At 76.6% G+C, this 19,863-nt stretch carries 19 protein-coding genes, 1 pseudogene and 1 riboswitch; of the genes and pseudogenes, 14 read left to right on the forward strand and 6 right to left on the reverse strand.

Annotated elements, in window-relative coordinates:
* Nucleotides 1-420 precede the first annotated feature (420 nt).
* Genes ACK586_RS18935 through ACK586_RS18960 form a run of 6 tightly spaced genes read left to right on the forward strand, consistent with a single transcriptional unit; the run spans nucleotide 421 to nucleotide 5,764 of the window.
* The gene (locus ACK586_RS18935) at nucleotides 421-939 is read left to right on the forward strand and encodes a YbaK/EbsC family protein (protein ID WP_409332052.1); all 519 of its coding nucleotides are present in this window, start codon (nucleotides 421-423) and stop codon (nucleotides 937-939) included.
* Nucleotides 936-1,529, forward strand: a complete 594-nt coding sequence (locus tag ACK586_RS18940) for a GNAT family N-acetyltransferase (RefSeq protein ID WP_409332053.1) — start codon at nucleotides 936-938, stop codon at nucleotides 1,527-1,529. Before ACK586_RS18935 ends, ACK586_RS18940 begins: the two co-directional genes overlap by 4 nt.
* The gene (locus ACK586_RS18945; RefSeq protein ID WP_409332054.1) at nucleotides 1,526-3,160 is read left to right on the forward strand and encodes a phytoene desaturase family protein; all 1,635 of its coding nucleotides are present in this window, start codon (nucleotides 1,526-1,528) and stop codon (nucleotides 3,158-3,160) included. The genes ACK586_RS18940 and ACK586_RS18945 overlap by 4 nt, the downstream gene beginning before the upstream one ends.
* Entirely contained in the window at nucleotides 3,157-3,969 is an 813-nt protein-coding gene (locus ACK586_RS18950) for a carotenoid biosynthesis protein (RefSeq protein ID WP_409332055.1), read from the forward strand. The genes ACK586_RS18945 and ACK586_RS18950 overlap by 4 nt, the downstream gene beginning before the upstream one ends.
* On the forward strand, nucleotides 3,966-5,093 hold the full coding sequence (locus ACK586_RS18955; RefSeq protein WP_409332056.1) for a glycosyltransferase family 2 protein: 1,128 nt from the start codon (nucleotides 3,966-3,968) through the stop codon (nucleotides 5,091-5,093). The genes ACK586_RS18950 and ACK586_RS18955 overlap by 4 nt, the downstream gene beginning before the upstream one ends.
* Before the next feature lie 14 nt (nucleotides 5,094-5,107).
* Nucleotides 5,108-5,764 carry a flavin reductase family protein gene (locus ACK586_RS18960; protein WP_409332057.1) on the forward strand — a complete coding sequence of 219 codons (657 nt, stop codon included), beginning with the start codon at nucleotides 5,108-5,110 and terminating at the stop codon, nucleotides 5,762-5,764.
* Between the two features lie 48 nt (nucleotides 5,765-5,812).
* On the opposite strand, the gene ACK586_RS18965 is transcribed toward ACK586_RS18960, so the two are convergent.
* Nucleotides 5,813-6,790 carry a carbohydrate kinase family protein gene (locus ACK586_RS18965; RefSeq protein ID WP_409332058.1) on the reverse strand — a complete coding sequence of 326 codons (978 nt, stop codon included), beginning with the start codon at nucleotides 6,788-6,790 and terminating at the stop codon, nucleotides 5,813-5,815.
* A gap of 67 nt (nucleotides 6,791-6,857) precedes the next feature.
* On the reverse strand, nucleotides 6,858-7,520 hold the full coding sequence (locus ACK586_RS18970; RefSeq protein WP_409332059.1) for a CDP-alcohol phosphatidyltransferase family protein: 663 nt from the start codon (nucleotides 7,518-7,520) through the stop codon (nucleotides 6,858-6,860).
* A gap of 131 nt (nucleotides 7,521-7,651) precedes the next feature.
* Here ACK586_RS18970 and ACK586_RS18975 point away from each other — a divergent pair, with 131 nt between their 5' ends.
* Nucleotides 7,652-8,290: a hypothetical protein gene (locus tag ACK586_RS18975; protein ID WP_409332060.1), complete on the forward strand. Its 639-nt coding sequence runs from the start codon at nucleotides 7,652-7,654 to the stop codon at nucleotides 8,288-8,290.
* Here the strand turns inward: ACK586_RS18975 and metF are convergent.
* A complete protein-coding gene (gene metF, locus ACK586_RS18980) occupies nucleotides 8,283-9,248 on the reverse strand; it encodes a methylenetetrahydrofolate reductase [NAD(P)H] (RefSeq protein ID WP_409332061.1) in 966 nt (321 codons plus the stop codon). The two genes, ACK586_RS18975 and metF, sit on opposite strands and share 8 nt — an antisense overlap.
* 191 nt (nucleotides 9,249-9,439) lie before the next feature.
* Between metF and ACK586_RS18985 the strand changes: the two genes are divergently transcribed.
* Genes ACK586_RS18985 through ACK586_RS18995 form a run of 3 tightly spaced genes read left to right on the forward strand, consistent with a single transcriptional unit; the run spans nucleotide 9,440 to nucleotide 13,044 of the window.
* On the forward strand, nucleotides 9,440-10,585 hold the full coding sequence (locus ACK586_RS18985; protein WP_409332062.1) for a polyprenyl synthetase family protein: 1,146 nt from the start codon (nucleotides 9,440-9,442) through the stop codon (nucleotides 10,583-10,585).
* A gap of 15 nt (nucleotides 10,586-10,600) precedes the next feature.
* Nucleotides 10,601-12,094, forward strand: a complete 1,494-nt coding sequence (crtI, locus tag ACK586_RS18990) for a phytoene desaturase family protein (RefSeq protein ID WP_409332063.1) — start codon at nucleotides 10,601-10,603, stop codon at nucleotides 12,092-12,094.
* Complete coding sequence (locus ACK586_RS18995; protein ID WP_409332064.1) at nucleotides 12,091-13,044, forward strand: phytoene/squalene synthase family protein; 954 nt, start codon at nucleotides 12,091-12,093, stop codon at nucleotides 13,042-13,044. The genes crtI and ACK586_RS18995 overlap by 4 nt, the downstream gene beginning before the upstream one ends.
* Here the strand turns inward: ACK586_RS18995 and ACK586_RS19000 are convergent.
* The 3 genes and pseudogenes from ACK586_RS19000 to ACK586_RS19010 all read right to left on the reverse strand — a co-directional run.
* Nucleotides 13,041-13,346: pseudogene (locus tag ACK586_RS19000) on the reverse strand (hypothetical protein); the annotation flags it as partial. The gene ACK586_RS18995 and the pseudogene ACK586_RS19000 sit on opposite strands and share 4 nt — an antisense overlap.
* Nucleotides 13,247-13,609 (reverse strand): lycopene cyclase domain-containing protein, encoded by a 363-nt coding sequence (locus ACK586_RS19005; protein WP_409332065.1) that lies wholly within the window; start codon nucleotides 13,607-13,609, stop codon nucleotides 13,247-13,249. The pseudogene ACK586_RS19000 and the gene ACK586_RS19005, both read right to left, overlap by 100 nt.
* A gap of 40 nt (nucleotides 13,610-13,649) precedes the next feature.
* On the reverse strand, nucleotides 13,650-13,973 hold the full coding sequence (locus ACK586_RS19010) for an Rv2175c family DNA-binding protein (RefSeq protein ID WP_409332066.1): 324 nt from the start codon (nucleotides 13,971-13,973) through the stop codon (nucleotides 13,650-13,652).
* Nucleotides 13,974-14,064: 91 nt separating this feature from the next.
* Between ACK586_RS19010 and ACK586_RS19015 the strand changes: the two genes are divergently transcribed.
* From ACK586_RS19015 to ACK586_RS19030, 4 genes are all read left to right on the forward strand, one after another.
* Entirely contained in the window at nucleotides 14,065-15,168 is a 1,104-nt protein-coding gene (locus ACK586_RS19015) for an alpha-hydroxy acid oxidase (RefSeq protein ID WP_409332067.1), read from the forward strand.
* A riboswitch (ZMP/ZTP riboswitch) is annotated at nucleotides 15,155-15,240 on the forward strand. Its footprint overlaps the gene before it by 14 nt.
* A 26-nt stretch (nucleotides 15,241-15,266) precedes the next feature.
* Nucleotides 15,267-16,736, forward strand: coding sequence for a glycine hydroxymethyltransferase (locus ACK586_RS19020; RefSeq protein ID WP_409332068.1), 1,470 nt, complete (start codon nucleotides 15,267-15,269; stop codon nucleotides 16,734-16,736).
* Nucleotides 16,737-16,854: 118 nt separating this feature from the next.
* Nucleotides 16,855-18,852 (forward strand): Stk1 family PASTA domain-containing Ser/Thr kinase, encoded by a 1,998-nt coding sequence (gene pknB, locus ACK586_RS19025; protein ID WP_409332069.1) that lies wholly within the window; start codon nucleotides 16,855-16,857, stop codon nucleotides 18,850-18,852.
* A gap of 8 nt (nucleotides 18,853-18,860) precedes the next feature.
* Nucleotides 18,861-19,775 (forward strand): deoxyribonuclease IV, encoded by a 915-nt coding sequence (locus tag ACK586_RS19030; RefSeq protein WP_409332070.1) that lies wholly within the window; start codon nucleotides 18,861-18,863, stop codon nucleotides 19,773-19,775.
* Nucleotides 19,776-19,863 lie beyond the last annotated feature (88 nt).

A 19,863-nucleotide genomic window follows, 5' to 3' on the forward strand; every position in this document is an offset into this window, starting at 1 on the left:
TCGAACGATGTCGAGTAGACCCGACCCCCTGCGCCGTCGTCAAGCCGACGCGCACCTCCTGGGGACACGGCGCCCCCGGCCCGTCAGGAGCGTCGGCCCTGCACCGGCCGATACCGGCAGGTGGACACGGCCGGCAGAGGACCGATGCCCCCGCGCGTCGGCGCGCGGACGGCGGACGCACGACGGCGTGCCACGGCTCTCGCAGGTCAAGAGCCCGGGCCCGCCGGATGCAGGCGGGTCCGGTCGAGGCCCTCCCACCGGCGGGTGCCCGCCGCGCGGTGCGCCTGCACGGGCCGGCCGGCCCGGGGGCCGACGCCCCGAGGGCACGGGCGCGTGAGCACTGCGGGCACGGGCCCGGAGCCCACCCGGCGGCGTTCCCCGACCGGCCGGGCACCGCGGGCGGGTGGGAGGATCGCCGGCATGCCGCCCGCCGTCTCCCCCCGGGTCGCCGAGGTCGTCCGCCACCTCCGCGAGGCCGGTGCCACCGGCGAGGTGCGGGAGCTCCCCGACAGCGCCCGCACGGCCGCCCAGGCCGCCGCGCAGCTCGGCGTGCCGGTCGGCGCCATCGCCAACAGCCTGGTCTTCGACGTGGGCGGGAACCCGCTGCTCGTGCTCACCAGCGGCGCCCACCGGGTCGACACCGGGAAGGTCGCCCAGCTCCTCGGCGTGCCCGAGGTCCGCGTCGCGCGCCCCGGCTTCGTCCGCGACCACACCGGTCAGGCGATCGGTGGCGTCGCCCCGGTCGGCCACCCCGCGCCGATCGGCACGCTCGTCGACGTCGAGCTGGCCCGGTACGAGCAGGTGTGGGCGGCGGCCGGCCACCCGCACACCGTCTTCCCGACCACCTACGACGAGCTCCTCCGGCTCACCGAGGGCACCGCCGCCGAGGTGGGGCCCGGACCGGCGGAGACGCCCCGCACCAAGGCGGTACGCGCATGACCGGCACCACCCCCGCCACCCGGGTCACCGCGTTGCCGACCGGGTGGATCCGCGACCACATGCACGAGGCGCTGGCCATCTACGGCGCGGCCATGGGCTACTCCTCGTCGGTGGTCGCCGGCCGCTACGGCTACGCCGTGCAGCACACCGAGCGACCCGGCTTCCGCGCCGTCGGCGGGTTCGTCGCCGACCCCGACGGAGAGCGGATGGTCGGCTTCGGCTACGGCTACGAGGTCGCCCCCGGCCAGTGGTGGCACGACCAGGTCCGCGCCGCCCTGGACCGGCGGACGGCGAAGCGCTGGCTGCCCGGCGCCTTCGAGGTGTGCGAGCTGCACGTCCACCCCGACGTCCAGAGCCGGGGCCTCGGCCGGCAGCTCCTGCACGCCCTGGTCGAGGGCCTGCCCAACCCCGCCGCGCTGCTGTCCACGCCCGACGCCGACACGAAGGCCTTCCGGCTGTACCACGCCGACGGCTTCGTCGACCTGGCCCGCGGGCACCACTTCCCCGGCGACTCCCGGCCCTTCGCGATCCTCGGCGCCCGCCTGCCGCTGCATCCGCGCCCGCCCGCCACGACGAACGACCGGGTGTGAGCCCCACCGACCAGCGCGACGCCGTCGTCGTCGGCTCGGGCCACAACGGCCTGGTGGCCGCCTGCTACCTCGCCCGCGCCGGGCTCCGCGTCGAGGTCGTCGAGCGCGACGAGGTGCTCGGCGGTGCCGTCTCCACGGTCGAGCGCTGGCCGGGGGTGCGGGTCGACCGCGGTTCGAGCGCGCACGTGATCGTGCGGCACAGCGGCATCGTGGAGGAGCTGGACCTGGCCGCGCACGGCCTGCGCTACGTCGACTGCGACCCGTGGGGGTTCGCGCCCGCCCCGCGGCCGGGCTCCCCGGGCCCGGACGGGCAGCCGCTGGTGTTCTCGGTCGACCTGGACGCCACCTGCTCCTCCATCGCCGCGGCCTGCGGGCCCGCCGACGCCGACGCCTACCGCCGCTTCGTCGCCGAGTGGGGGCCCCGCAGCCGCGCCGTCGTCGCCTCCTTCGCCGGGCCGCCCAGCCCGGCGCGGCTGGTCCGGGCGTTCTGGCCGCTGGGCGCCCCCCGCGGCGGTCGGCCGCGCACGCCCGGCGGGGACCTGGCCGTCGACTTCCTGGGGTCGGGCGACGCGCTGCTGGACCGCTGGTTCACCGACGAGCGGCTCAAGGCCGCGCTGGCCTGGTTCGGTGCGCAGTCCGGCCCGCCGATGAGCGAGCCGGGCACCGCCGCGATGGTCGGCTGGGTCGCCCTGCTGCACGACGTCCCGCCCGGCCACCCGGTCGGTGGCTCCGGCGGGCTCACGCAGGCGCTGCGCCGCCGGCTGGAGGCCGACGGCGGCCGGGTGGTCCTCGGGGACGCCGCCGAGCGGCTGCTCGTGGAGGACGGCCGCACCGCGGGCGTGCGGACGGCGTCCGGGCGGGAGCTGCGCGCTCCGGTCGTGGTGTCCGCCTGCCACGTGCTGGCCACCCGCGACCTCGCCGGCGACGCCGCTCCCCCGGCCCTGGCGTCGGCGGCGCCGCCGCTGGGCAACGGCTTCGGCCTGGTGCTGCGGGCCCTCACCGACGCGCCGCCGTCTTACCCGGGCGTGCCGGCAGAGGCGGCGCTCGGCGGGCTGCAGCTGCTGTGCACCGACCGCGCGCAGCTCGCCGCGGCGCACGGCGACTTCGCCGCCGGCCGGCTGCCGCGCGAGCCGGTGCCGCTGGCCATGTGCTTCTCCGCCTCCGACGACACGCTGGCACCGGCCGGGCAGCACGTGGTCACCGTGTGGGGCCAGTGGTACCCCTACGCCCTGGCCGACGGCGCCGACTGGGACGCCCTGGCGGGGTCCGCGGCCGAGCGGCTGGTCGCCGCCGTCGACCGGTACGCGCCCGGCTTCGCCGGCTCCGTGCGCGCGCTGCACGTGCAGACGCCGGTCGCGCTGGAACGCGAGCTGTCGCTGCTGCGTGGGAACGTCATGCACGTGGAGATGGGCCTGGCGAGCATGTTCTCGTTGCGCCCCACGCCGGCGCTGGCCGGCCAGCGGGTGCCCGGCCTGCCCGGCCTGTACCTGGCCGGGGCCTCCACCCACCCCGGCGGCGGGGTCTCGGGCAACTCGGGGCGGACGGCGGCGCGACTGGTGCTCGCCGACCGCAGCCGCGCGGCCCGGGGACGGCGGGCGCTGGGCGGGCTCCTGGCCCGGGTCCGGCGGTGACCGCGCTCCTCGCCGGGCGGGCGCGCGGAGCCGGGCCGCGGGCGGTCGTGCCGTGGGCCCTGACCGTCGTCCTGGTGCTGACCGCGATCGCCTACCCGCTCACCGACGGCGACGCCCGGACCGCGGTCAGCTGGGGAATCGTGCTGCTGGGCGCGACGCTGTCGACCGTCCACGCGGCGCTCGGCCGCGGTGCCCGCACCGGGCTCGGCGTCCTCGCGGTGGTCGCCCTGACCGCGGTCGCGTTCGAGTCGGTCGGCCTGGCCACCGGCTTCCCCTACGGCGAGTACACCTACAGCGACGACCTGGGCCCGACCCTGCTCGGCGTCCCCTTCCTCGTGCCGCTGGCCTGGCTGATGATGGCCTGGCCCAGCCTGCTGCTCGGGCGGCTGCTGGCCGGCGGAGTGCGGCCGGGCCGGCGACGTCCCGCCCGGATCGCCGCCGCGGCCGCCGTCTTCGCCGCCTGGGACGTCGTGCTCGACCCGCAGCTGGTGCAGGCGGGCTTCTGGACCTGGTCCCACCCCTCCCCCGGGCTGCCCGGCATCGACACCGTCCCGCTGACCAACCTCGCCGGCTGGCTCCTCGCCGGCGCCGTGCTCATGACCCTGCTCGACCTGCTGGTCGAGCGGACGGCGACCACACCGCGCACCGGCGACGGCGCCCCGCTGGCCGCTCTGGCGTGGATGACCCTCGGCGGGGCGCTGGCGCACGCCGGCTGGCTGGGCCTGCCGGGCTCGGCCGCCTGGGGCGTGGTCCTCGCGGTGCCGGTGCTCGCCGTCCTGGCGGTGCGGGCCGCCCGGGCGAGGCGGTGAGCCGCGTCGTCGGCGCGCTGTCGGTGGCCGCGGCGGCCATGGCGGCGCACGCGGCCGTCAACGTGCGGCTGCTGCGCCGACCGCCCGAGCGGTACCCGCCGGTGCTGCGCCCGGTCACGGTGGTGCTGCCGGTGCGCGACGAGGAGGAGCACGTCGGCGACTGCCTCGCCGCGGTGCTGGCGCAGCGCGGCGTGCCCGACCTGACGGTGGTCGTGGTCGACGACGGCTCCACCGACGGCACCGCCGACGCCGTCCGCGCCGTCGCCGACCCGCGGGTGCGGCTGGTCCCGGCGGCGCCGCCGCCGGCGGGCTGGCTGGGCAAGCCGCACGCCTGCGCGACCGGGGTGGCCGGGGTGCCGGCCGACCCCGACGGGGTGCTGGTGTTCCTCGACGCCGACGTCCGGCTGTTCCCCGACGCGATCGCCCGCGCGGTCGCCGTCCTGGACGCGCACGGCCTGGACCTCGCCTCCCCGTGGCCGCGCCCGCTGGCCGGCACCCCCGCCGAGCGCCTGGTGCAGCCGCTGTCGCCCTGGCTGTGGGCCACCACCCTGCCGCTGCGGCTGGCCGAACGGTCGTCACGGCCGTCGCTGACCGCGGCCAACGGCCAGTTCCTCGTGCTGACCGTCCCGGCGTACCTCGCGGCCGGCGGGCACGGCGCCGTCCGCGGCGAGGTGCTCGAGGACGTCGCCCTGGCCCGGGCGGTCAAGCGCGCCGGCGGGCGCGCGGTGCCGGTGGCCGGCGCGGAGCTGGCCGCGTGCCGGATGTACGACGGGTGGACGGCGCTGTCGGCGGGCTACGCCAAGTCGCTGTGGGCCGCGGTCGGCGGCTCCCCGGCGGCGAGCGTCGCGGCGGCGGCCGTGCTGACCGCGGTCGGTGTCGTGCCGGCGGTGGCGGCCCTGGGCGGTTCGCGCGCCGGTCTGCTCGGCTACGCCGCGGGGGTGGCCGGCCGGGCGGTCAGCGCGGCGGCCACCGGCAGCCGCGTGTGGCCCGACGCGCTCGCCCACCCGGTCTCGCTCCTGGCGTTCGACCTGCTGCTGGCCCGGTCGGTCGCCGGGCACCGCCGCGGCACGCTGGCCTGGCGGGGGCGCCCGGTCGGACCGCCCGCACCGGGCCCCCGGCGGTGACGGAGGATGACCCGGTGAGCGAGCAGCCCCCCGCCGACCGGACCGTCTTCGACCCGAGCGAGATGGAGGGGCGGGCGTTCTACCGGGTGCTCAACTCGGTGGTGGTGCCGCGGCCGATCGCGTGGGTGTGCAGCCGCTCGGCCGAGGGGGTGCACAACCTGGCGCCGCACTCCTTCTACACGGTGGCCTGCGTGGAGCCGCCGGTCGTGCAGTTCACCTCGGTGGGCCGCAAGGACTCGCTGAACAACGTCGAGGCCACCGGCGACTTCACGGTCAACCTCACCCCCGAGCCGCTGTTCGAGCAGGTGAACGCCACGGGCACGGACTTCCCGGCCGACCAGAGCGAGGCCGAGCACGCGGGGCTGCGCCTGGAGCCCAGCGAGCGGGTGGCGGCGATGCGGGTCGCCGAGTCCCCGGTGTCGATCGAGTGCACGCTGCACTCCACGGTGCGCCTGGGCGACAGCACGGTGGTGTTCGGCCGGGTGCAGCTGATCAGCGTCCGCAGCAGCGCCGTCCGCGACGGGCGGCCGCGGATCGAGGAGCTGCGGCCGCTGGCCCGCCTCGGCGGCAACGAGTGGTCGACGATCGGCGAGGTGCTGGAGATCGCGCGGATCCCCTACCGGCACTGGGCGCAGGACCCCTCGATCGGCGAGCGCGTCCGGGAGGGCTAGCGCCGGTCGGCCGTCGGTGGAGCCGCGCCGGGACGCGGCTGCACCGCGTCAGACCGGCAGGTGCTCGGCGATCTCGTCGGCCGCGCCGGCGCCGAAGGCCTCCGCGAACCGCTGGAGGAACGGCTCGCGCCGCAGCTCGTACTCCTGCGTCCCGATCACCTCGACGGCCTCCGTGGCGACCGCCGAGCCCAGCTGCGTGGCCCGCTCCACCGACAGCCCCCAGGACCGCCCGGCGATGAACCCCGCCCGGAGGGCGTCGCCGCCACCGGTGGGCTCGACCGGCTTGGTCTCGGGGACGGCCTTGACCTCGATCGGATCGGCGTCGGCGGAGCGGACCAGTACGCCGTCGGCCGCACGCGTGGTCACCCACAGACCCACCCGCTGGAGCACCTCGGCGTCGGTCCAGCCGGTCTTCTGCAGCAGCAGGTGGGACTCGTACTCGTTGGTGAACAGCAGCTCCGCGCCGGCGACCAGCTCGCGGATCATCCCGCCGTCGGCCCAGGCCAGCTGCTGGCTGGGGTCGGCGGCGAACGGGAAGCCCCGCTGCCGGCACTCCTGCGTGTGGCGCACCATCGCCGTGGGGTCGTTGGGCCCGATGACGACGAGGTCCGGCGCGCCCACCCGGCGCGCCACCGGCACCAGCTCGATGTTGGAGGCCTCGGCCATGGCCCCCGAGTAGAACGACGCGATCTGGTTGTTCACCTGGTCGGTCGTGCAGACGAAGCGCGCGGTGTGCTTGAGCTCGGACCAGTGGACGCTGCCGGTGTCGACCCCGTGGCGGTTGAGCCAGGCCTCGTAGTCGGCGAAGTCGCTGCCCACCGCACCGACCAGGACCGGCCCGACGCCGAGCTGGCCGAGGCCGTAGGCCATGTTGGCGCCGGCCCCGCCGCGGTGCTGCACCAGGTCGTCGACGAGGAAGGAGAGCGAGACGTTCTCCATCTGGCCCTCGACGAACTGCTCGGTGAACTTCCCGGGGAAGGTCATGAGGTGGTCGGTGGCGATCGAGCCGGTGACGACGACGGGCACGGGAGCTCCTCGGCTGGGCCACCCAGCGCCGGCGGCGCGGGATCGGGCCCGACCAGAGTAGGAGGTGTCAGTCCGGCAGTGCCCGGCGGATGGCGCGGCCGAGCTGCCCGACGGCGACGATCCCCAGCAGCGCACCCACCGCCGCGCCCGCGGTGACGACACCGGCGACCACGCCCTCCCCCGCCCCCGACAGCACGCCGGCACCGCCCAGCGTCATGCCGGTCATCGCGACGCGGGTCGGCCGCTCCCACACCGAGACGTCGCCGGTCTCGTCGACGCCGGCCTGCCCGGCCCGGGCCCGCAGGTAGTCCGGCAGCCAGCACAACGCCCCGAAGACGGCGGCCAGCCACCCCGGCGCACCGGCGACCCACAGGGCGGCGGCGTAGGCGGCCTCCGTGAGCCGGTCGACGGCGGAGTCGAGCACGTACCCGCGGCGGGAGGCCCGGCCGGTGGCGATGGCCAGCGCGCCGTCGAGGGAGTCGAGCAGCCCGGACAGGCCCACGAGCAGGCCGGCGGCGACCAGCCAGTACCCGCCGGCGAGCGCCGGGCCGACCGCGGCGACGGCCACGAGCAGTCCCACCGCCGTCGCCACGACCGGCGGCAGCCCGGCCACCGGCCGGGCGAGGGTGTAGGCGGCGGTCAGCCAGCCGCGCACCAGCCGGCTGCCGGCCGGGTCGGTGCCGCCGTGCCAGCGCGACCACGCGACGAGGTACTCGTCCCTGCTCAGCACGCCGCGGCCCCCCGCTCCACGGCGGGGACGGGCGGGATCGGCTCCCGCACGGCCGGCCGGCACAGCTCCACCCCGGTTTCGTACCAGCCCGCGGCGCATGAGCGGCCACCGGCGCTGGGTAGGGGGTCCGCATGGCCCCGCCGAACAGTGACGCCGCCGTCGTCGACGTGCTCCGCCGGGTCGACCGGCTCACCGCCCCGCTCGTCCGCCACCTGGGCCGGCCCCCGGCGCTGCCGCAGGCCGAGCGCGACGAGTGGTGGGCGCACTCCGTCGGCCGTCTGGCCGCCGGGGTCTCGGCAGCGCCACGGTTCCTCGGGAAGCTCGCCGACGTGCTGCCGCTGCAGAACACCGTCGGCGCGGCCGCGCAGGCGGTCGTCGTCCTCGGCGTGGCCGGGGAGCACGGCGTCTCCGACCCCGCCGAGCGGGTGGCCCTCATGGCCCGGGTGCTGCTCGACCGCGACCTGCCCCTCGACCGGGTCCGGCCGCTGCTGGACCGCAGCCGTGGCACCTACACCGAGGCAGCGCTCGGTGCCCGGGAGGAGCGCACCGGGCTGCGCGGCGCCGCGCGCACGATGTGGCGGGCCGCCCGCCTCCTCAGCCGCATCGACGACGCCCTCGACGCCCGGCCCAAGGGCGGGCTGGGAGCCCGGGCGCTGTCGAACCTGCCGGTCGTCGGCGTGCTGGGCGGTTACGCCGCCGAGCGGCAGGGCCTGCGCCGTGCCGCCGCCGAGGCGGCCACGCTGGCCGGGCGGCCGGCGGCGGTCAGCTGACCGCGACCCCGGCTTCCCGGTCCCGCTGCAGAGGCCCGCGGCGAGCCGGTGGGTCGTGGGGGGCCGCGGGGCCCGTCGTGAGGTTGGCGAACACCTCGCGGGTCGCCGTCGACCGGTTCATGGTGATGAAGTGGATGCCGGGCACCCCCTCGTCGAGCAGCGTGCGGCACATCGCCGTCGCCACCTCGACGCCGTACGCGCGCACCGCCGCCCTGTCCTCGGGCCGGTCGCCGTCCAGCTCGGCGAACCGCGCGGCCAGCTCCTCGGGGAACGCCTGGCCGGAGAGCTGGACGATGCGCGCGATCTGCCGGGCGTTGGTCACCGGCATGACCCCGGCGATGATCGGCACGTCGCAGCCGGCGGCGGCGACCCGGTCGCGCATGCGGAGGTAGTCCTCGGTGCGGAAGAACATCTGGGTGATCGCGTAGTCGGCGCCGGCGCGGCACTTGGCCACGAACATCTCGACGTCGCTGTCGAAGTCCGGAGACCGCGGGTGGCGCTCGGGGAAGGCCGCGACGCCGACGGAGAAGTCACCGATCGACCGGATCAGCTCCACCAGTTCCGCGGCGTAGCTGAGCCCCTCCGGGTGTGCGACCCACTCCGCCTGGGGGTCCGCCCCCGGCGGATCGCCGCGCAGGGCCAGCAGGTTGCGCACTCCCGCCGCGGCCAGCCGGCTCACCACGTGCCGCAGCTCGGCGACGCTGTGGTCGACGGCCGTCAGGTGCGCCAACGGCGTCATCGTCGTCTCGGTGGCGATCCGCTCGGTGACCGACACCGTGCCCTCGCGGGTGCTGCCGCCGGCCCCGTAGGTCACCGACACGAAGGACGGCTGCAGCCGCTCCAGCTCGCGCAGCGCCGTCCACAGCTGCTGCTCGCCCTCGACCGTCTTCGGCGGGAAGAACTCGAAGGACCACGTGGGCCCGCCCTGGGCCAGCAGCTCGCGGACGGTCCGGGTCATGGCTCTGCACCTTACGAGGGCCTGCTCCACGAACCGCCCGAGCACCGGTGCATCCAGCGGCCCGCCCGGCTCCGAAGAGCCGATCGCACCGCAACGAGGAGGCCACCGGCATGACCCCGCACCCCCTGCCCGGACCCGGGCGGCAGCGCCCTGATCAACAGCGCCCCACCCGGTGGGGCGATACTGACCCGGTGATCTCCGGGGCGGCGCGCCGCCAGTCCGCGCCCCCGCCACCGGCGCCGCTGAGCAGCGCGCCGCTCGCCAGCGCCGACCTGCCGCGCATCCGCAGCGCGGTGGCGGCCGCGCTGACCGGCTTCCTGGAGGAGCAGCGCGCCGTCCTCACCGGCATGGACCCGTCCCTGGGTCCGGTGGTCGACGAGGTGACCGCCGTGGCCGACGGCGGCAAGCGGCTGCGCCCCGCGTTCGCCTACTGGGGCTGGCGCGGCGCGGTGGAGACCGTCTCCGGCCCCGCCGAGGACGACGCCGCGGTGCTGCGCGCCGTCGCCGCGCTGGAGTTCGTGCACGCCAGCGCCCTGGTCCACGACGACGTCATGGACGGCGCGGTGACCCGCCGCGGCCGGCCGGCCACCCACGTCGGCTTCACCGCCCGCCACGGCGACAGCGGCCTGGCCGGCGACGCGGCGACCTTCGGCGTGGGCGCGGCCATCCTCGTCGGCGACCTCGCGCTGGTCTGGTCCGACGAGCTGCTGCGCCGCTCCGGCATCTCCGCCCCCGCGCTGGCCCGCGCCCGGTCGGTCTGGGACACCATGCGCACCGAGGTCACCGCGGGGCAGTACCTCGACCTCCTGCGCGCGGCCGGCGGCCTGCCCGGTGCCGAGGGCGCGCTGACCGTGGCCCGCTACAAGAGCGCCGGATACACCGTGCAGCGCCCGCTGCAGCTGGGTGCCGCGCTGGCCGGCGCCGGTCCCCGGGCGGCCGACGTCTACACGGCCATCGGCCTGCCGCTGGGAGAGGCCTTCCAGTTGCGCGACGACGTCCTCGGCGTCTTCGGCGACCCGGCCGTCACCGGCAAGTCCGTCGACGACGACCTGCGCGAGGGCAAGCGCACCCTGCTGGTGGCCCTGGCCGAGGAGGAGGCGGACGATGCCGGCCGGCGGCTGCTGGCCGAGTGCCTGGGCAACGCCGACTGCGACGCCGCCGACCTGGACGCGCTGCGCGCGCTGATCGAGACCACGGGTGCCCGCACCCGGGTCGAGCAGCGCATCGCCGAGCAGACCGCCCGCGCACGCGCCGCCATCGCCGAGGCACCGATCGCCGAGGAGGCCCGGGCCGCCCTCGACGCGCTCGCGGTCGCCGCGACCTCCCGCACCGCCTGACGGCCGGCGAGCACCGTGCGAGTCGTCCCCGGGCGCACCGACCGCGTCGTCGTCGTCGGCGCGGGCCTCGCCGGGCTGTCGGCCGCCCTGCGGCTGCGCGGCGCCGGTCGCGAGGTCACCGTCGTCGAGCGCGGCCCCGGCCCCGGCGGTCGCGCCGGCGTGCTCACCGACCGCGGCTACACCCTCGACACCGGCCCGTCGGTGTTCACCGCGCCCGAGCTGGTCGCCGACACCCTCGCCGCGGTCGGCGAGAAGCTCGACGACCGGCTCGACCTGGTCCCCCTGACCACCTCCTACCGGGCCCGGTACGCCGACGGCTCGCACCTCGACGTGCACGCCGACCCGGATGCCTTCGCCGCCGAGGTGGCGGCGCTGTGCGGCCCGGGCGAGGCCGCGGCGCTGCGCCGCTACCTCGCCGACCTGGCCGACCTGTACCGGCTGCAGCTGCGCACCTTCATCGACCGCAACCTCGACGGCCCGCTGGACCTGCTCGGCCCCGAGCTGGTCGAGCTGGCCCGCCGGGGCGGCTTCGGCCGGCTGTCCCGGCACGTCGAGCGGCACTTCACCGACGACCGGCTGCGCCGGCTGTTCAGCTTCCAGGCCCTCTACGCCGGGGTCTCGCCCTACCGCGCGATCGCCGCCTACGCCGTGATCGCCCAGCTCGACATCGGCGCCGGCGTCTGGCACCCGGTCGGCGGCATCGGCGCCGTCCCCCGGGCCCTGGCCGCGGCGGCCGCCGACGCCGGGGTCGCCCTGCGGTACCGCACCTCGGTCGAGCGGCTCGACGTCAGCGGCGACCGGGTCACCGGCGTGCTGCTGGACGACGGCGAGCGGCTGCCCGCCGACGCCGTCGTCGTGACCGCCGACGCGCCGCACACCCTCGTGCCCGGGCTGCGCGGACCGCGCCGGCCGGTCTACTCGCCCAGCTGCGTCGCCTTGCACCTCGGCGTCCGCGCGGAGCTGCCGGGGCAGGCGCACCACACGATCAGCTTCGGGGCCTCGTGGCGGCAGGTCTTCGACGAGCTCACCCGCGACGGCCGGCCGATGAGCGACCCGAGCCTGCTGATCAGCATGCCCTCGGTCACCGACCGGTCGCTGGCGCCCGGGGGCGGGCAGGTGCTCAGCGTCGTCGCCCCCACGCCCAACCTCGACCGGCGCAGCGGCGGCAACCCGGACCTGGACTGGACGTCGCTGGCACCCCGCTACCGCGAGGAACTGCTGGCGGCGCTGGAGGCGCGCGGGTACACCGGGGTGTCCGACGCGATCGAGGTGGAGCACATCGACACCCCGCTGACCTGGGCCGCGCAGGGCATGGCCGCCGGGACGCCGTTCGCGCTGGCGCACACCTTCGGCCAGACCGGGCCCTTCCGGCCGCCGACCCTGCCGCGGCGGGGGCCGGAGAACGTCGTCCTCGCCGGGTCGTCGGTGCAGCCCGGCGTCGGCGTCCCCATGGTCGTCATCAGCGGCCGGCTGGCCGCGGAGCGGATCACGGGGAGGATCGACGGATGACGCTGGTCGAGCCCCCGCCCACCCGCGAGCAGCAGCAGGCACAGCTCACCGCCGCCTACCGGCACTGCGCGGCGATCGCCGCCCGGCACGGCAAGAGCTACCACCTGGCCACCCGGCTGCTCACCGCCGACCGGCGGCCAGCGGTGCACGCGCTCTACGCCGCGGCCCGGACCGCCGACGACCTGGTCGACCACCCCGGCGCCGACCCCGAGCGCGACCTCGGGGACTGGTCGCGCGCGGTGCTCGCGGAGCTGGAGGCCGGCTGGTCGGCGGACCCGGTGCGCCTGGCGCTGGTGCACACCTACCGCCGGTACGCCATCGACGTCGACCACCTCGTCGACTTCCTCGCCGCCATGACCAGCGACCTGACGGTCACCGGCTACGCCGACCTGGACGCGCTGGACCGCTACATGTGGGGCTCGGCGTCGGTGATCGGGCTGCAGGTGCTGCCGGTGCTGGGCACCGCGCCCGGCGTCCTCCGCGAGGAGGCCGCGCCGCACGCCATCGCTCTCGGCGAGGCCTTCCAGCTGACCAACTTCTGCCGCGACGTCGCCGAGGACGTCGACCGCGGCCGGGTCTACCTGCCCGCCGACCTGATGGCCGCGCACGGCGTCACCCGGGAGCAGCTGGCGGACAAGCGGCACGACGCCCGGTTCGAGGCCCTGATGCGGGAGATGGTGGCCGTCGTGCGCCGCCGCTACGACGACGCCGCCCCCGGCACGCCCCTGCTGGCGCCGGCGTCCCGCGACTGCGTCCGCGCCGCCACCGCCCTCTACGGCGGGATCCTCGACGAGATCGAGCGCGCGGGCTACCGGGTGCTCGACCGCCGGGTGCGGGTGTCGAGGCCGCGGCGCCTGGCGGTGTTCGCCCGCCGGTTGACCGCCGCCCAGCTGGCCAGGGTCAGGGTGACCATGGCGAAGCCGAAGAGCAGGTCCTCCACCGGCGCGTAGGCGATCCGCGGCCCCCAGATGGTGTCCGGGTCGTAGGTGACCACCTCCAGGCCGGTGAGCACGCCGTTCATCAGCAGCTGGAAGAACACGATGATCGCGTAGGCGACCCAGAAGACCCGCCGGGTCACCATGCGGGTGCCGAGCACGGCCAGGTCGACGACGAGGACGCCGACGACGGCGACGACCGCCAGTGCGGAGTAGCTCACCGGGCCCCCTCCGGCCGCGGGTCGGCCTCCTCGGCCGGGTAGCCGGCGTCCCAGCCCGTCACCCGCCGCACCGCCTCCAGCGCCAGGACCGCGCACAGCGGCACGACGAGGAAGAACAGCACCTCCTCGACCGGGATCCCCCCGGGCAGGCGGACGTCGAGGGTCAGCGCCCCCGAGTAGTCCCAGTGGCCCTGCGCGATGGCGTACAGCACCCACACCACGAAGACGGTGAACTCCGGGACGACGGCGAGCAGCAGCCGGCGCCAGCGCGCGTACACCCGCACCCGGAGCAGCAGCTCCAGGGGCGCGGTCACCACCAGGCACCCGGCCAGCAGGGCCAGGTAGGTCAGGGAGCCCACACGACCAGCTTCCGCGCGCCACCCCGGCCCGGATGCACGCTCAGAAGGCCAGGGCCTGGGCGCGGCGGGTGACCTCGGTGTGCCGGTCGCCGCGCAGCGCCTGCACGGGGGTGCCCGGCAGCGTGTCGTCGGCGCGGAACAGCCACGCGAAGACCTCCTCGTCGCCGAACCCGCCGTCCTTGAGCACGGTGATCAGCCCGGGCAGGTGCTTGAGCACCTGGCCGTCCTGGAGGAAGTCCGCCGGGATGCGGCTGTTGCCGCTGCCGGGCACGGCCATGAGCTTGTGCTCGCGCAGCAGCTGCCGGACCCGGTTCGGCGAGACCCCCAGGGCCTCGGCGACCTCCGCGGGGGTGAGCGTCTCCATAGGCTCCGAGCCTATGGCGCACCCCGAGGACCCACCCACCCCGGACCCGCGATCGGTCCCCGCGCGTGACCGGGGCGGCCCCGGAGCGCCCGTGCAGCGCCGCCGCGGCGAGGAGCTGCCCGACGACCCCGACAGCCGGCCGGAGCTGCTCGACCCGGAGGCGCTGGAGCGCCGTGCCCGCGACCTGCTGCCCGCCGAGGTCTTCGACTACTACGCCGGCGGAGCCGAGGGCGAGACGACGCTGCGCGAGGCGACGCCGGCCTGGCGCGCCTGGCGGTTGCGGCCGCGGGTGCTGACCGGCGTCTCGGCGGTCCGGCTGCGCACCACCCTGCTCGGCACCGAGGTGGCCACCCCGGTCGGCGTCGCGCCGTGGGCCTACCAGGGCCTGGCCCACCCCGACGGCGAGCGGGCCACCGCGCGCGGGGCGGCCGCCGCCGGTGCGCTGATGACCGTGTCGACGTCGGCCACCACCGGGCTGGCCGACGTGGCCGCCGTCGAGCCGGCCGGGCCGCGCTGGTTCCAGCTCTACCGGCTGCACTCCCCCGCGCACACCGACGACCTGGCCCGCCGCGCCGGCGAGGCCGGCTACCGGGCACTCGTGCTCACCGTCGACCTGCCGGTGTTCGGCCGCCGGCTGCGCGAGGCCGCGCACGGCTTCGCGCTGCCCGCCGGCCTGCCGGTGCCCAACCGCCCCGACGGCACGGTGCCCGCGCTGGACAGCCCGGTCTGGACGCTCGACGACGTCGCCCGCTTCGGCCGGCTCTCCGGGCTGCCCGTCGTCGTGAAGGGGGTGCTGCGCGGGGACGACGCCGCCGCCTGCGTGGCCGCGGGGGCCGCCGCGGTGTGGGTGTCCGCGCACGGCGGGCGGCAGGCCGACCCCGTCGTCGCCACCGCGCACGCGCTCCCCGAGGTGGTCGAGGCCGTCGGGGGCACCGCGGAGGTGTACGTCGACGGCGGGGTGCGGGCCGGCTCCGACGTCCTCACCGCGCTGGCCCTGGGCGCCCGGGCGGTGTTCGTCGCCCGCCCGGCGATCTGGGGCCTGGCCACCGGCGGTGCCGACGGCGTCCGCGCCGTCCTGGACGGCCTGTCCGCCCAGCTGACCACCACGATGACCCTCTGCGGTCTGGACGACGTCACCGCCGTCCCGCGGGACACCGTGACACCCGCTCCCGGTACCCTCGACCGCGGGCCGTGACTGGCGCATCGAGGTGGGACGGACCACCGGGGAGCGGCCTGCAACCCCCCGCCGGGCGCCTGGGCATCCACTCCGACGACGCCACGCAGGAGCCTGCCATGACGCACGCTGCCCCTTCCTCCGCAACGCCCTTCGACGCCTCCGCCGCCAGCACCGCCTACCGGGCCGCCCTGGAGGTCATCTCCTCGGTCGAGCCGCGGGTCGCCGACGCGATCAGCAGCGAGCTGGCCGACCAGCGGGCGTCGCTGAAGCTGATCGCCAGCGAGAACTACGCCAGCCCCGCGGTGCTGCTCACCATGGGCAACTGGTTCAGCGACAAGTACGCCGAGGGCACCGTCGGCCACCGCTTCTACGCCGGCTGCCAGAACGTCGACACCGTCGAGGCGCTGGCCGCCGAGCACGCCCGCGAGCTGTTCGGCGCCCCGTACGCCTACGTGCAGCCGCACTCGGGCATCGACGCGAACCTCGTCGCCTTCTGGGCCGTGCTGGCCACCCGCGTCGAGTCCCCGGCGCTGGAGCGGGTCGGCGCCAAGCACGTCAACGACCTCTCCGACGAGGACTGGACGGCGCTGCGCCGCGCGCTGGGCGACCAGCGGATGCTCGGGATGAGCCTGGACGCCGGCGGCCACCTCACTCACGGCTTCCGCCCGAACATCAGCGGCAAGATGTTCGCCCAGTCCTCCTACGGCACCGACCCGGCGACCGGGCTGCTCGACTACGACGCCGTCCGGGCCCGGGCGAAGGAGTTCAAGCCGCTGATCCTGATGGCCGGCTACTCCGCCTACCCGCGGCGGGTCGACTTCGCGAGGATGCGCGAGATCGCCGACGAGGTCGGCGCCACCCTCGTCGTCGACATGGCCCACTTCGCCGGCCTGGTGGCCGGGAAGCTGTTCACCGGCGACTTCGACCCGGTGCCGCACGCGCACGTCGTCACGAGCACCAGCCACAAGTCGCTGCGCGGCCCCCGCGGCGGGTTCGTGCTCGCCCAGCCCGAGTACGCCGACGCGGTCGACCGCGGCTGCCCCATGGTGCTCGGCGGCCCGCTGCCGCACGTCATGGCCGCCAAGGCCGTCGCGTTGGCCGAGGCCCGGCGCCCGGAGTTCGCCGGCTACGCCCGGGCCGTCGCCGACAACGCGCAGACCCTCGCCGAGGGGCTCTCCCGCCGCGGCGCGACGCTGGTCACCGGCGGCACCGACAACCACATCGTGCTCATCGACGTCACCTCCTTCGGGCTGACCGGCCGCCAGGCGGAGTCCGCGCTGCTCGACGCGGGCATCGTGACCAACCGCAACGCCGTCCCGGCCGACGTCAACGGCGCCTGGTACACCTCCGGTGTCCGGATCGGCACCCCGGCGCTGACCAGCCGCGGGTTCGGCGCCGCCGAGTTCGACCGGGTGGCCGAGCTGATCACCGACGTGCTGTCGGCGACGACGCCGACCACGACCCGGGACGGCAGCCCGTCGAAGGCGAAGTACGCGACGGACGAGGGCCTGGCCGACAAGACCCGCGCCGCCGCGGCCGAGCTGCTCGCCGCCCACCCGCTCTACCCGGGCCTCGACCTGAGCTGACGGGCTCCCCGGCGACGCCACGCGGGCCGGCGGGACCCCTGGGACTGCTGGTCCGGCCGGGAGTCCCACCGGCGCGTGCGGGGCCGCCCGCGCCCCCGGCGCTCCTACACTCGGGCGCGTGGACACCGCCGTGACCGATCCCGTGGTGGGGATGGTCCTCGAGGGGCGCTACCGCCTCGAGGAGCGGCTGGCCCGCGGCGGCATGTCCACCGTCTACGCCGCCACCGACCTGCGCCTGGACCGCACCGTCGCGGTGAAGGTGATGGCCGAGCACCTGATGCACGATCCGTCCTTCGTCGACCGGTTCACCCGGGAGGCGCGGGCGGCGGCGATGCTCAGCCACCCCAACGTGGTGAGCGTCAGCGACCAGGGCAGCGACCAGGGCCTGGTGTTCCTGGTGATGGAGCTGGTCCGCGGCCGCACCCTGCGCGACCTGCTGCAGGCCCGCGGCCGGCTGACCGTCGGGGAGGCCTTCGCCGTCCTCGAGCCGGTCCTGTCCGGGCTGGCAGCCGCTCACCGGGCGGGCATCGTGCACCGCGACATCAAGCCCGAGAACGTGCTGATCGGGCACGACGGCGTGGTGAAGGTCGCCGACTTCGGTCTGGCCCGCGCGGTCGCCGGCACCGGGCAGACCAGCCACACCGGCGGGGTCCTCATCGGCACGGTCGCCTACCTGTCCCCCGAGCAGCTCGAGCGCGGCAGGGCCGACGCCCGCAGCGACGTCTACGCCGCCGGCATCGTGCTGTTCGAGATGCTGACCGGCCACCCGCCCTTCGGCGGCGACACCCCGCTCGCGGTGGCCTACCAGCACGTGCACCACGACGTCCCCACGCCGTCGGACGAGGTCCCCGGGCTGGCCTGGCAGGTCGACGAGCTCGTCGCCCGCACGACCCGCCGCGACCCCGTGGTGCGGCCGCTGGACGCCGGCGCCTTCCTGGCCGACCTCGAGGACGTCCGCTCCGACGTGGGCATCCCCCGCGTCCCCGTGCCCACCGGCCGCAGCTCGGCCGGGCCGGACACCCTGCGCCCGACCAACCGGCCGACCCGCCTCCGGGCGACCGGTCCGCAGCGCCACCCCAGTGCGCCCGGCGACGGCACGGAGGTCCTCGGTGGCCGCCCGCGGAGCGCGCGGACCAGCATGCTGCCCGGGATGGGCGCCGGCCCCACGACCGACGTCGCCGGGGCCCGGCCGACCCCGCCGCGGCCCCGGCCAGGCGTGCCCGACTCGGTCCGCCGGCGACGGGCCCGGCTGGCCGTCGCGGTCGTCCTGCTGTTGGCGATCACCGCCGGCTCGGTCGGCTGGTGGTTCGGCTCCGGGCGGTGGACGACGGTGCCCCCGCTCGCCGGCCTGGACCGGGAGGCCGCCATCGGCCAGCTCCAGGAGGCCGGGCTCGGGCTGGGCAGCGTCGAGGAGGTCTTCGACGAGATCGTCCCCGTCGACCAGGTCATCTCCGCCGACCCCGACGGTGGCGATGCGATCCGCGGCACCGACGTCGACCTCGTCGTCTCCCTGGGCCCCGAGCGGTTCACCGTGGACGGGGACTGGGTGGGGCAGCCGATCGAGGACGTCCGCGCCGCCTGGGAGGAGGCGCAGCTGGCGCTGGCCTTCACCGAGGTCCAGGACTACGACCAGGTCGTCCCGGTCGGGCACGTCACCGGCTTCGATCCCCGGCCGGGCACCGAGCTGCCCCGCGACAGCGCCGTCACCGTCTACGTCAGCCGCGGCCCCGCCCCGGTCGCCGTCCCGGACGTGATCGGGCAGACCGCCGACGGGGCGCAGGGCGTGCTCGAGCAGCTCGGATTCACCGTCGAGCGCGACTCCGGCCGCAGCCCCGACGTCGACGCCGGCGAGGTCATGACCGTGACGCCCGGCGCCGGCACCGAGGCCCCGTTCGGCAGCACGGTCGTCATCCAGGTGTCCGAGGGCCTGCCGCAGGTCACGGTGCCGGACGTGACCGGCCAGGACGTCGCGAGCGCGACGGCCGAGCTGGAGGACCTGGGCCTGAAGGTCGACGTCAGCACGTTCATCGCGGGCTCGACCGTCCGGATCCAGAACCCCCGCGCCGGCCAGGTCGTCGACTGGGGGACGACGATCCGCCTGCTCACGGCCTTCTGAGGGAGCACGTGCGCGCACCCCGCGTCGCGCCGCCCGTCGGCGCGCACATCCAGATCAGGGGCGGCCTGGCCAAGGGCGGGCTGCCGTACACCGACGCCACGCGCGCCCGGGCCGTGCAGGTCTTCGTGGGCAACCCCCGCGGCTGGAAGCTCACTCCCGGCACCCCCGCGCAGGACTCCGCCTTCACCGCCGGGTGCGCGGAGCGCGGCGTGCCGTCGTTCGTGCACACGCCGTTCCTGGTGAACGTCGGCTCCCCCACCGAGGCCACCGTCGAGGCCTCGATCGCGAGCATCGCGCACAACCTGGCCCGCGGCGCCGAGCTCGGCTGCGCGGGGGTCGTGGTGCACGCCGGTTCCGCGGTGGGCGAGGACCGGTACGAGGCCGCGCTCCGGCAGCTGCGCGAGCGCCTGCTGCCGGTGCTCGACACCGCCCCCGCCGACGGCCCCCGGCTGCTGATCGAGCCGACCGCCGGCGGCGGCAGGTCGCTGGCCGCCACCGTCGAGGACCTCGGCCCCTACCTCGCGGCGCTGGACATGCACCCCCTGGTCGGCGTCTGCTTCGACACCTGCCACGCCTGGGCCGCCGGGCACGACCTGGCCACCCCCGGCGGCATGACCGCGACCCTGGACGCGCTGGAGGCGGTCGTGGGGCCCGGCCGGCTCGGCCTGGTGCACGCCAACGACTCCCTCGACGGCTGCGGCTCCCGCCGGGACCGGCACGCGACGATCGGCGAGGGCTCGATCGGGGTCGCACCCTTCGCCGAGCTGCTGGCCCATCCCGCGACGTCCGGCGTCCCGGTCGTCGTCGAGACACCCAGCGAGGCCGACGGCACGCCGTGGGGCGGGCACGCCCGGGACATCGCCCTGCTCTGCGCCCTCCGCGACGGCTCCGCACACCCGGCGGGCGGTGACGCCGCCGCCTGACAGTGAGGATGTGGAGGACGGAGTCACCCCGGCGGGTCTGACTCTCCGCCTGACCGACGCTTGGCTGTCTTTGGCTGGATTCGTCGAT

The organism is Trujillonella humicola, assembly GCF_046233715.1.
Taxonomy (GTDB): domain Bacteria; phylum Actinomycetota; class Actinomycetes; order Mycobacteriales; family Geodermatophilaceae; genus Trujillonella; species Trujillonella humicola.

Bases quoted from the DNA above. Each gene is read 5' to 3' on its own strand.
- ACK586_RS18975 (WP_409332060.1), top strand. From the start codon at position 7,652: ATGGCCCCGCCGAACAGTGACGCCGCCGTCGTCGACGTGCTCCGCCGG.
- ACK586_RS18940 (WP_409332053.1), top strand. From the start codon at position 936: ATGACCGGCACCACCCCCGCCACCCGGGTCACCGCGTTGCCGACCGGG.
- ACK586_RS19020 (WP_409332068.1), top strand. From the start codon at position 15,267: ATGACGCACGCTGCCCCTTCCTCCGCAACGCCCTTCGACGCCTCCGCC.
- ACK586_RS18935 (WP_409332052.1), top strand. From the start codon at position 421: ATGCCGCCCGCCGTCTCCCCCCGGGTCGCCGAGGTCGTCCGCCACCTC.
- ACK586_RS18995 (WP_409332064.1), top strand. From the start codon at position 12,091: ATGACGCTGGTCGAGCCCCCGCCCACCCGCGAGCAGCAGCAGGCACAG.
- metF (WP_409332061.1), bottom strand. From the start codon at position 9,248: ATGACCCGGACCGTCCGCGAGCTGCTGGCCCAGGGCGGGCCCACGTGG.
- ACK586_RS19010 (WP_409332066.1), bottom strand. From the start codon at position 13,973: ATGGAGACGCTCACCCCCGCGGAGGTCGCCGAGGCCCTGGGGGTCTCG.